11 protein-coding genes are annotated in these 11,332 nt (G+C 36.6%); 4 read left to right on the top strand and 7 right to left on the bottom strand.

Translation table 11 applies throughout. The annotated features are described in order from the left end of the window. Window positions 1-5 precede the first annotated feature (5 nt). The 3 genes from ACM46_RS11035 to ACM46_RS11025 all read right to left on the bottom strand — a co-directional run bounded on the left by ACM46_RS11035 (window position 6) and on the right by ACM46_RS11025 (window position 3,799). Entirely contained in the window at window positions 6-1,454 is a 1,449-nt protein-coding gene (locus ACM46_RS11035) for an ABC transporter permease (protein WP_048506699.1), read from the bottom strand. Then, window positions 1,444-2,877 (bottom strand): DUF3526 domain-containing protein, encoded by a 1,434-nt coding sequence (locus tag ACM46_RS11030; protein ID WP_048506698.1) that lies wholly within the window; start codon window positions 2,875-2,877, stop codon window positions 1,444-1,446. The genes ACM46_RS11035 and ACM46_RS11030 overlap by 11 nt, the downstream gene beginning before the upstream one ends. 220 nt (window positions 2,878-3,097) lie before the next feature. Continuing rightward, the gene (locus tag ACM46_RS11025) at window positions 3,098-3,799 is read right to left on the bottom strand and encodes an ABC transporter ATP-binding protein (protein ID WP_048506697.1); all 702 of its coding nucleotides are present in this window, start codon (window positions 3,797-3,799) and stop codon (window positions 3,098-3,100) included. A gap of 126 nt (window positions 3,800-3,925) precedes the next feature. Here ACM46_RS11025 and ACM46_RS11020 point away from each other — a divergent pair, with 126 nt between their 5' ends. Continuing rightward, complete coding sequence (locus ACM46_RS11020) at window positions 3,926-4,306, top strand: Fur family transcriptional regulator (protein ID WP_048506696.1); 381 nt, start codon at window positions 3,926-3,928, stop codon at window positions 4,304-4,306. Window positions 4,307-4,699: 393 nt separating this feature from the next. On the opposite strand, the gene ACM46_RS11015 is transcribed toward ACM46_RS11020, so the two are convergent. After that, on the bottom strand, window positions 4,700-6,055 hold the full coding sequence (locus ACM46_RS11015) for a deoxyguanosinetriphosphate triphosphohydrolase (RefSeq protein WP_048507141.1): 1,356 nt from the start codon (window positions 6,053-6,055) through the stop codon (window positions 4,700-4,702). A 238-nt stretch (window positions 6,056-6,293) separates the two neighbouring features. Between ACM46_RS11015 and ACM46_RS11010 the strand changes: the two genes are divergently transcribed. Beyond that, window positions 6,294-6,920 (top strand): class I SAM-dependent methyltransferase, encoded by a 627-nt coding sequence (locus tag ACM46_RS11010; RefSeq protein ID WP_048506695.1) that lies wholly within the window; start codon window positions 6,294-6,296, stop codon window positions 6,918-6,920. Between the two features lie 7 nt (window positions 6,921-6,927). Here ACM46_RS11010 and ACM46_RS11005 read toward each other — a convergent pair whose 3' ends face one another. From ACM46_RS11005 to ACM46_RS23200, 3 genes are all read right to left on the bottom strand, one after another. Then, a complete protein-coding gene (locus ACM46_RS11005) occupies window positions 6,928-7,995 on the bottom strand; it encodes an endonuclease/exonuclease/phosphatase family protein (RefSeq protein ID WP_083997384.1) in 1,068 nt (355 codons plus the stop codon). Between the two features lie 80 nt (window positions 7,996-8,075). Further along, window positions 8,076-8,411 carry a DMT family transporter gene (locus tag ACM46_RS11000; protein ID WP_048506693.1) on the bottom strand — a complete coding sequence of 112 codons (336 nt, stop codon included), beginning with the start codon at window positions 8,409-8,411 and terminating at the stop codon, window positions 8,076-8,078. A gap of 1,062 nt (window positions 8,412-9,473) precedes the next feature. Then, window positions 9,474-9,659: a hypothetical protein gene (locus ACM46_RS23200; protein WP_131707577.1), complete on the bottom strand. Its 186-nt coding sequence runs from the start codon at window positions 9,657-9,659 to the stop codon at window positions 9,474-9,476. A gap of 22 nt (window positions 9,660-9,681) precedes the next feature. Between ACM46_RS23200 and ACM46_RS10995 the strand changes: the two genes are divergently transcribed. Next, window positions 9,682-10,401, top strand: a complete 720-nt coding sequence (locus tag ACM46_RS10995) for an AAA family ATPase (RefSeq protein WP_048506692.1) — start codon at window positions 9,682-9,684, stop codon at window positions 10,399-10,401. After that, a complete protein-coding gene (locus ACM46_RS10990; protein WP_048506691.1) occupies window positions 10,398-11,135 on the top strand; it encodes a YggS family pyridoxal phosphate-dependent enzyme in 738 nt (245 codons plus the stop codon). Before ACM46_RS10995 ends, ACM46_RS10990 begins: the two co-directional genes overlap by 4 nt. Window positions 11,136-11,332: the final 197 nt, after the last annotated feature.

The raw sequence follows: 11,332 nt of genomic DNA, 5'->3' as shown, positions 1-11,332 counted from the left end.
AATATTTATTGTTTAAATTTTCTGATCAATAACAGCCCTGCCATTAAGCAAATCAGGCTTAGCATCCAAAGAATCAGTATTCCGGAAATGAAGTCTGCCGTTCTTACGTCGTGATGTTTAATGGTAAACAAAGGCAGCGTTTTAAGCTCTTCCCGGGAGAATTTCGATAAGCTTCTCTTTCCGTTTTTCACAGAAAATACCTTGTCAAAAAAGCGGATCTGCCATGTATGACGGAAATCTTCAACATCCTTTTTATAGCCCAGATAATCTGCTCTGCTTGTTCTGGCCAGAAGGGTAAAAAGATGCTCCGTACTCTGAACAGGATTATATCTGATGAGCCTGTATGCCGTTTGGTTGGCTTTTCTATCACCTTCCCATAAAGAATCAATAACTGCCTTCATCCGGTTTTGCTTGATATAATAGTACCCTGCGAAAAAAGCATCATTCTGATTGTCAATAGTATCTGAAGGACTGTAAACGAAAGCGTATTCCGGGAAGTTCCTGTAAAAACTGTCAACCACCATTTTAGGCTTCATTGCCCAGACCTCATCACTGATCTGTCTGTCTTTTTCTTCAAGATCCAGAAGTTTAAGATCGGAAGGATGTCTTCCCTGCGCAGTTTTATTAATAATCAGCGGCAGCAGGAACAGTAAAAAAATCCAGCAAGCCAAGCATGAAAACAGATTGAAGACACTGTTTTTATCCAAAGAAATAATGACAAAACACAAGGAAATCCAGATCACACAATAGGAAAACAGCAAAAAGAACCAGAGAAAAGCATCTTTAACCGATGGAAAGCCCGATGGAGACAGCAGTATTCCTAAAGCATTCACTATGGAAGCCGCCAAAAAAACAATGATCAGGCGCGTGATCAATTTCACAAAAAGTATACGCTTCAATGTTCCACCCTGAACGATTAAAAGACTGCTGATTCCCTTTTCCTTTTCAGAAGAAATAATAGGATAAACCAAAACAATAATAAGTAAAGGGACCAAGTATAAATTGACGTATACCATATCCAGACGGCCTTCAAAAAGAATCATGGGATTCGTCATTTCTCTGTCTAAAGCGGCGTAATCTGTATAATAATTTACTTTTTCCGTAACCGGGGTAATGTCTTTTATTCCGGCGGCCAGTCCGGTCAGGGGATATGGTTGATCATAAGCCACACGCGGATATCTGTAATCTATCACATAGGGATTTCCTGCATTTTCCGCCTGCTGTTTTTTCTCTGCATCCAATGTATCCTTAAAAGCCTTCAATGTAGTATGATAGTCTTTTACAGATTCTTTTTTAGCTTCATCAATAGCTTTCAGTTTCTTTTCAGTTAGCAGGTTTCCGGAATAAACGGCATAACCTCCTACTATAAAGAACAGCAAAAACAGGATCCAGACTGCCAGCTGCCTTGAGATATGTTTCCATTCGTACACTAACAGCATTATCTTATCCTTCATAGCTTAAAAAATAATTTCGTTTAATAATGAATCTGAAAGAAAGAATCAACAGTATTATCCATAGCAGCAATGATAAAACTGCTGTCACATGATGCCTCAACACATTTCCGACAGACGGATACTCATATCTAAAATCCGGCAGACTGTTGTAGAAATCGCGGTTACTCATTTTAGCTTTATCAGAAACGGCCAGTTCCAGTTCTCTTTTATTCAGTCTGTTCATCATATCATTTCTGTAGGTCTCGGCTTTGTTGAAAAAGTCAATATGATGGTATACATCTGTTCCGGCAAGTCCCATGGATAATTGACGCACGGCAAGAAAGGGATTGATAATTCCCATATAATCCATGAATTTTTGCTGCTGTTTAAATTTTTCTTCTATTTTTTCAGAATAAAACCGATGTACTTTGCTTTCATAGGCTTCGGCCTGTATGAGATCAAGTGCAAAACGTATATTTTCCGGCAATTGACTGATATTATCTACTTTAAATTCTTTGAGGTGCTGTTTCAGATACACTTCAGACCTTGTGGTGTAAGGTCCGTCATTATTAAGACCTTTATCGAAACCTGTTTTCACCTGATGTTCAAACTCGTGGTACGATGTTAATGGATATTTTCCGTCCGCTGCTGAACTGCTGAATTTCGGGATCAAGAGAACGCAGAGGATCCAGAGTGTAATATTCGTCATCAGTGAAGCCCATGAAGAGCGACTGAATGCGGAGATAAGCAAGACCACTCCTGAAATAAGAAAGAAGTACACAGCATATAAACCCAACCAGCAAAGTGCCCTCAATAAATGATTAACAGGTTCATTTTCAAAAATCAAACCCGCAATAATTACCAAAGATGGCGGAATGGTAAATAACAGAACTGCCAGATAAAGCGCTATGAATTTTCCGGTAACCAAATGTCCGAATGAAGCGCCCTGCACGGACAAAAGTTTTAGAAAACCTTTTTCGCGTTCGGACGAAATACTTGAAAATCCTAAACCAATAACAAATAATGGCACAAGCCATAGAAAAAAGAATGCAGTATTAAGGTCCGGTTTCCTCATAAAAGCTTCTAAATCCGGCAGTCTGTAGGTATGTATCTGAGGACGTTTGTGGGCCTCTACTCTATAATAATTTTCTGAATATATTTGAGTTCCGGATTCCAGAAGTGAAAGGTAACTTACGGGTTTAAAGAGAAATGTTCCCCAATGTGCCGCGCTGTGGTTCCCTCTGTCCTGGTTTTTCCATTCTCTGTCTATAAGTTCTTTGGCTTCTCTGTTCTTCACCCAAGCTGTACCAAGCTGTACGTAATTACTTCCCAAAACTCCCAGCAGAACCAAAATAAAAAACAGTACAAATATTTTCAGCCCATTTTCCTGAAATACTCTAAATTCATGTTGAGCAACTAAAAACGTTATCTTGAAATTCTTCATTAATTCACTTTTGACTATTTCAACCTGGAATGGCTCTTTTTTATGAAACTTTAAAACAATTTTTGACTATGATAGAATCCGTATGAAATTAGAATCCTATAAAATCATTATTGCAACATTGTAACAAAAGTAATAATTATTTTCAATAACGCATCATTGTTGCGATAAAATGTCAGGTATTTTTTTTCTTTGCTCAAACTGGAAATGGTTTCCTTCTTATTTATCCCTGCATATAATCAAGATAGATGTTCTCCAGCTCATTGGCTGTTACTCCTGAAGTATTCATTTCCTTTACCAGAATTCCGTTCTTCAAAATCCCGATCCTGCTGCAGGTCTCTCTAACTCTGAAAATATCATGGGAAGCCATTAACACAGCAGCTCCTTCTTCCGCCAGTTTTTTAAGAAGAGAGGAAAGTTCATTACTGGCTAAAGGATCCAGGCCGCTGGCAGGTTCATCCAATAAATACACTTTTGCTTTTTTTGCATAGGCTATTGCAATCCCTACTTTCTGCCTCATCCCTTTGGAATAGGCTCCCGTTTTTTTGTGATGCGAATCTTTTTGCAGCCCGCACGCACTGAGAATATCCGAAAGCTCTTCCGTACTGTAGTTTTTTCCCGCCAGCCTGCAGAAATAGTATAGGTTTTCAATGCCTGTGAGATAAGAATACAAGTTGACATTCTCGGGAATATAGCCGGTTATTTCCCTCGCCTCTTTTGCTTCTGTACTGGTATTGATCCCGTTAAGAAGAGTTGCTCCAGTATCCGGTATCAAAAAACCCAGAAGCATGTTGAGAGTCGTTGACTTTCCTGCTCCGTTAGGCCCTAACAAACCATATATTTCTCCTTCAGCTACGGATAAGGAAAGTTGTTTTACGGCCTGCTTTCCATTATAGGATTTGCTTGTATTTTCTATCTTTATCATACTAATTATTGTATTTGATTTTAATGCTTTAGAAATTCCGTTAATGCAATAATGTTTCAAAAATAAAGATTATATTTGTTACTGCAACAATATGGCATTAATTATATTGAATTTTTTACAGAAAACATGAAACAGTCGAGAAATACAATAGCAAGAAAGGAGATTACAAAGCTTATCCACGAATCCGGAGTCGCTTTGTCTCATGCGGAACTGCAGGTTCTATTGGATGGACTTTGCGACCGTGTAACGACATACAGAGTACTTGAAAGGCTAATGGATGAAGGTATCATTCATAAAGTGGTAGATATAGACGGTACTTTGAAGTATGCAGAATGTCATACCTGTACAACAGAAATTCATCATCATGATCATCTGCATTTCAGCTGTGAACAGTGCAAAACGGTAACCTGTGTAGAAGATGTTGAGCCTAAGATTAAATTACCTGTGAATTACAAAGTTCATAAAATCAATCTGACCGTCTCGGGAATTTGTCCGAATTGCCAGTAATGATCGTTTTTTTACCTTGAATTATTAAAACACGGATTTCACAAATGCTTTTCACTAATGTCACTATTACGTCTTGTATACTTGTGTCATTAGTGAAAAGCATTTGTGGTATTTGTGGTTAGAAAAATTTTAAATTTTTTACGCAAAGGATTATCTCAAAACTGCATATTTTAGATAAGCTAAGAGAGAACCAATTTCATTGATTCGATGAAGCGGGTGGATAAGGTGGATGTTTTTTCTAGAGCAGTCATTTATTTGGGGAGCTTTACATCTAAAAGAATCAGTAATTGAAGTTTTTATGTAAAAAATGCTTCCGGCAATATCATTGGTAAGCCTGGATATTGCTGGAAGCATTTATAATATTAGTAGTCAAATACCGGATGGATGTTACCGCTACACAGTCATTCCAATATCAATTCCTTTGATTTTTCTGTAAAGGTCGGTGGCAAAGTTATCGGTCATTCCTGAAACAAAATCAATAACGCCAAGCACTTTCTGATAGTCTGTTCCTTCTTCGTAAACAAACTGTTTCGGGAGTAATTTCAATGCTTTTTTATCATAAGATTTTCTCTCGTGTTCCGGTTTCATTATGGATGGAATAAAATGATCGAGAAGTTCATACATTACGTTGTAGCCTGCATTTTCAATTTCAACAACAGCTTTGTGGTTATAAATTTTTTCAATTGAAAAAGCTTCAATATCCTGCAAGGCACGGTTTTCAGATTTATAGATATCCAAAAGTCCGTTATCCAGATTTCCCTGAAGAATATTTTCAAAATTATGCTTATAAATTTCCAGCGATTTATTAATCAGTGCATTGATGGCTTTTGCTCTCAGATAGGATATTTTCTCGTTTTCATTGGAAATGGACGTCAGTTTATTCTTAACCCGGTCCATATCATTGCTTTCAGACTTAATCAATTCAAAAAAGAGATTCTCACAGTCGGATGTGGAAACAATTCCCAATCTGTGGGCATCTTCCATATCAATAATATTATAGCAGATATCATCAGCAGCTTCTACGAGCCATACAAACGGATGTCTTTTAAAAATATAGGGTTCTTCGTTTTCTAAAATTAAATTCGTTGCTTTGGCAATTTCCAGGAAAATATCTTTTTCATTCTGGAAAAAACCGAATTTCTTTCTGTGAATAATTCCCTTTTTCTTGGCAACGGCTTCACACGGATATTTGGCAATACTCGCCAAAGTGGAAAATGTGAGCTGAATTCCACCCTCATCTTTACCCTGCTGACGCTGTGCAAGAACTCTTATTGCATTGGCATTTCCTTCAAAATTGACCAGATCTGCCCATTCTTTTTCATTGAACTTCTGCTTCAGGTCTTTTTCATTTCTTTCAAAATAACTGGCAATTGCATCTTCTCCTGAATGTCCGAACGCCGGGTTCCCCACATCATGGCATAAACAGGCAGCCGCGATAACGTTTCCTAAATTATGAAGATAAAAGTTTTTAGAATCTTCCGTAAGATCATTTTTATAAGCATCGAAGATAAATTCTCCGATAATACTTCCTAAACTTCTGCCCACTGACGAGACTTCCAACGAGTGTGTCAGCCTGTTGTGTACAAAAACACTTCCGGGAAGAGGAAAAACCTGGGTTTTATTCTGCAGCCTTCTGAAAGCAGAAGAGAAGATAATTCTATCGAAATCTCTCTGAAAATCAGTTCTTGAAGCTTTGGTGTGTGGATTGTTTCCTGTACGCTGATTCGTGAAAATCTGGTTTAAATTCATCATTTTTCAAAATTACTCCAAATTTTATTTTTACGGAATAGTATTTTAACTTTTATTGAAAAGGAAATCTTCTTCTAAAGTCGTATCGGTTTCAGGGATTTTATTTACAAAATCTATTTTGACCAGTGTTTTTTCCATTCACGAAAATGATGGGAAACAGTCTATATTTGGAACTTCAAAACAGTTCATTCCTAATGATGAACAGTAATAACCATAATCTTTATTAAATTTGAATACAATGACCGATACTGCATGGCTTGAAAGATGGAACGACAGATACAAAGGTGAAGAATTTGCTTATGGCACTAAGCCCAATACCTATTTAAAAGAACAGCTGGAAACATTAAAACCCGGCTCTATCCTTTTTCCTGCTGAAGGTGAAGGACGAAATGCTGTTTTTGCCGCCACACAAGGATGGAAGGTTTCAGCTTTTGATATCAGCAGTGAAGGAAAAAACAAGGCTTTACAACTCGCTGGCCATCATCATGTGACTATTGATTATCAGATCGGAGAACTGCAGACTCTGAACTTTCAACCGGAGCAGTTTGATGCTATTGCTCTTATCTATGCACACTTTCCGGCAGATATCAAATCATCTATCCACAAAATGCTGGATCGGTATCTTCGTCAAGACGGGATCATTATTTTTGAAGCTTTCAGCAAAAGTCATCTTGACTATGTAGCCAGAAATGAAAAAGTAGGCGGCCCGAAAGATATAGACTCCTTATTTTCTATTGATGAAATCAGAGCAGATTTTTCTAATTACAGCATAATAGAACTGGAAGAAAAAGAAATAGAACTCAGTGAAGGCTTGTTTCATAACGGAACTGGTTCTGTCATCCGGTTTAAAGGACAAAAGCTTTAGCATCCAATTATTTACTCCGTACGGTAAAAGTACTCCAAACGGCTTTATGATCCGAAGGCCAGATTCCTGTGGGAAGAGAGAATTTATCTTTTGAAGTTTCCGGAGTGGATATATTCTTAACAATGGTTTCTTTAGGTCCTACAATATAACTATCATCTACCTTTATTTTTCCATTATCATAATAAAATATATAGTCAATTCTATCCCGTTCATCAGCCTTTGGTGCCCACGGCTTCTGTGCTACCCATGTAAACCCGGGATAATCTGCCTCATTAGGATACATCACCCTGTAACTGTCCTTAAAGCCTGCTTTGTCAAGAGACAGAGTCGAACTCCAGGGCATAACAACACCATTATGATCATATTTATTTTTGACCGCTTCTGTCCAGTCAAGATGAGAAGCTTCGTTAAAATCCCCTCCTAAGATGACGATTCGGCCTTTTTGAATATCTTCCTTTGAACGCTCTATAAAATCTTTAATCTGTTGTGGCCTTTGAGATTGACTATTCATCTGAGCGATTTTCCCCAGATCCGTTACAGGTGCTGATAACGGCTTTGAAGTGACAGGATCATACCCTCTTGGATAGTATACTGCATAATGAGTATAATCCAGATGACCGGAATAAACAGCAATTTCCTGCCCCGGCCTGATTTCTGCGATAAGGCGATGATAAGTGCCATTACTAAAGCTTGAATAATCTTTAACAGGGTATTTACTCAGAACCCCGTTATCATCTCCTTTAGATGCATAATACGTTTTTCCTTTGGCTTTCAAAGAGGCTACAATACGCTCATCAAAAGAAGTATTGTTATAGTTCCTAACCTCTGATAACGTCACAAAATCCGGTTCGCGAGCCGCTATTTCATTAACAATCGCATCATATCCTCCGGAAACCTGAGTTCCTTCCTGCCATATATTGAACTGTAGTACACTAAATGAATACTTTTCTTGATTTAAAGCTAATTCAGATGATGTATTATCTAAATTTTGAGAAAAATCCATACTTCTCTCTGGGCAATAATAAAAACCTAAGAAAGCCGCTAAAAGAGACGTGAAAAATATATGTTTTTCCATTATCTTAATTATTTTAGTGTATGTTCATTGTATATTGAGAAATCAATTCATTCAATTATCCTCGCATTTAATCAAAAAAATCAATGCGTTCCCATTTTTGAAAACACATTAATAACAATCACCCCGACTACGATTAATGCAATTCCTATGATTGCCGGCAGATCCGGGACCTGTTTAAATGCAACCACTCCAATCAGTGTTATAAAAATAATCCCTACCCCGGACCATATGGCATAAGTGATTCCCACAGGGATCTGCCGTAGTGTAATGCTCAGAAAATAAAATGCGGCGGCATATCCTATTACGGTCACTACAGAAGGCCAGAATTTTGAAAATTCTTCAGACTTTTTCAGAAAAGTAGTAGCAATAATTTCAAATATAATGGCTAAAGCAAGAAAGATATAACTACGTCCCATACGGCTTGTTTTCTACAAAAGTAAGGAAAAGGCATTCGTTATTGTCCGAAAACCATTATTTTCATCTTTATGATCTTAATTTTTTAACCGAAAATCAGTTCTCAATTTTCACAATTTTCCAATCCTAACCTATTCATTTATAAGCAAGAAACAATCCGGCTGAATTGAAATTTTCCCAGGTCATCAAATTTCATTTTTACAAAAGCATCTGTTACAAAAAATTCAAACCGATTAAAAATATTTTTCCTAAAAAACCTGACAGTAAGTGTTTACGAGCTGTCAGTATTTCATGGACTTGTGACAAAATTTTCGAATGGATGTCATAAAAGCTGCCATGTGACAGAAATTTACAGCTCAAATTTCATGACGAAGAATAAGTTTTCTTAACATAATATTTTCTTCATCTATCAAAATCTGACGTTTAAAAGTAACCCAAAAACCGGTTGCTATGCATCGCATTTCTTATTTTTTGTTTTATCAAGTCCAATATAGAAGCATTCAAACGGTTGTCAATTTTATATTTTTTTAAAGATAAGACAATAAATATATCAATAATTTTATAAAAACACATTAATTTTTTGTAAACAAATAAAGGCTTTAAATTAAGTTTCAAAACACATAACATACTGATATACATCATAATTATTTACTTTGGCACGTGATTTGAAAACTGTAATATTGCAATTAGAAAATTGATAAAATAAAGTCAAATAATTAAAAATAAAACAAAATGGTAACTTACATTGGTATCGCAACATGTTTAGTAGTGTTCACTTCTTACTTTATGACTGTAAAAAGAGAAGAAAGAAACTAGTTCTATAATAAAGAAAGCCTATAGAACAACTATATTAATTGTATTGTTTATGTTTTTTAATCTGATGATTCAGATTCTGCTCTTTTACTCATCAGGAGTAAAAGGGCCTAAAAAACATAACTTTTTTAACTGAATTTCATAGCAAATTTTTTATATCCCAATAGTCAAGCTGAGTTTTTACTCGGCTTTTCTTGTTTTTGAGTCTTTTCCTATTTCCAAGAAGAAGAAGAAGAAGGCATTCCATCAGCTTAGGTTTGGGCTAAAGCCGGATGGAAGGTATTATTTTTTGTAAACGGGTTAAAACCCGTTCCTATTGAATATAAATTACAATTTTTCATTTGCCATTTTACTCTTTTCACTTCCCCCTGGCCTACCTTCTTATTCTCATTCAGGACCCTGGGTCTCATCCAATAAAGCATTATCTTTGTATTCATAAAAATTTTTATCAGCGTTAGTATGAATCTATACAATCTTATCATTCAGGATAAAGAGGAAATAAGCCTCAACGATGTATTTCTCGGCAAAAACAACAGAGATCAGCTGGTACAGCTTATCAAGGAGCATACCTATGTGAAAGAGCTTCAGGAATACGGGCTTCCGGTGAATAATAAGATTCTTCTGCAGGGAAACTCCGGCTGCGGAAAAACGATGACTGCAAAAGCGGTTGCCAACGCGCTGGGTAAAAATATACTGATCTTAAATCTCAGCAATATTGTTTCTTCGCGCATCGGGGAAACGTCTCAGAATATTAAAATGATTTTTGACAAGGCCGCCAGAGAAAGATCTGTTCTTTTTCTGGATGAACTTGATCAGATCGGAAAAGCAAGAGGAAGCGATGATAAGGATGTAGGGGAAATGAGAAGACTTGTGAATACACTGCTTCAACTTATTGATTATTATCCTGAAAACGCCTTGCTGATCTGTGCAACCAATCATGCGGAAATTATTGATACTGCCTTATTAAGACGTTTCCAGCTGAAGATCAATTATGAAATGCCTTCTGCTGAATTTCTGGATACTTATTATGATACTATTCTTTCTCAATTTCCGGAAGACCTCAGAAGCATACACCGTAAATATGGTATTTCCTTTGCCGAAGCTAAGGACCACACTTTTACAGCCGTAAAATCGGCTCTGATTAAAAAACTGGAATCCCAGGAAATTACACAGCCATGAAAGAAGATATCCTCCTCCATCTTGAACTCATTGATGACCGAATAAAAAAGGCTTGTGAGAAGGCTGGCAGAAATCCCGATGAAGTCAGGTTACTGCTGGCTACCAAAACGGTTTCCGCGGAACGCATTAAAACAGCCCTTGAAAGCGGACAAACCTTAATTGCTGAAAATAAAGTACAGGAACTGAAGGAAAAGTATGAAATTCTAAAAGATATACCACACGAAAATCATTTTATCGGACATCTGCAGACCAATAAGATTAAAGATATTCTAAAATATGATGTCGTCTGCGTACAGTCTCTGGACCGTTGGGATCTTGCCGAAAAACTCCACCAAAGGCTTCTGTATGAAGGGAAAACAATAGAGGTGCTTATTCAGGTGAATACTTCCCAGGAAGAAAGTAAATTCGGAGTTCATCCTGACGAAGCTGTAGAACTTACCAGAAGAGTTTCAGAATTGAGTACATTAAAAATTAAGGGATTAATGACCATTGGTCTTTTCAGTGCTGAAACGGAGAAAGTAAGAGCCTGTTTTAAAATTCTGAAGAGTCTGCAGCAGGAAATTATCCGCCAAAACATTCCCAACGTAGAAATGAAAGAACTTTCTATGGGAATGAGCGGTGATCTGGAAACAGCCATTGAAGAAGGAGCTACTATTGTAAGAGTAGGAACTGCTATTTTTGGGGCGAGAATTTATCCCGATTCCTATTACTGGAACGAGGAGAAAGGAGTTTAAGAATTTTGCAAACCAATAAATAAGTCTAATTTTTAAGCCTTACTATTTTTGTTTAATTTTTTCTAAAAAAAACAAATTTTCCTTTTAAAATTAATCCTATAATTGATAATCATAAAAAATTTTCGTTAAAAACGTTAATCTTTTCATTTACAATAGTTTACATTGAAAATATTTATAGATTTACGGCAACACAAATA

This window comes from Chryseobacterium angstadtii (assembly GCF_001045465.1).
Classification (GTDB): domain Bacteria; phylum Bacteroidota; class Bacteroidia; order Flavobacteriales; family Weeksellaceae; genus Chryseobacterium; species Chryseobacterium angstadtii.
The sequence above is the reverse complement of the archived record's forward strand: the minus strand, read 5'-3'. Positions and strand labels throughout refer to the sequence as shown.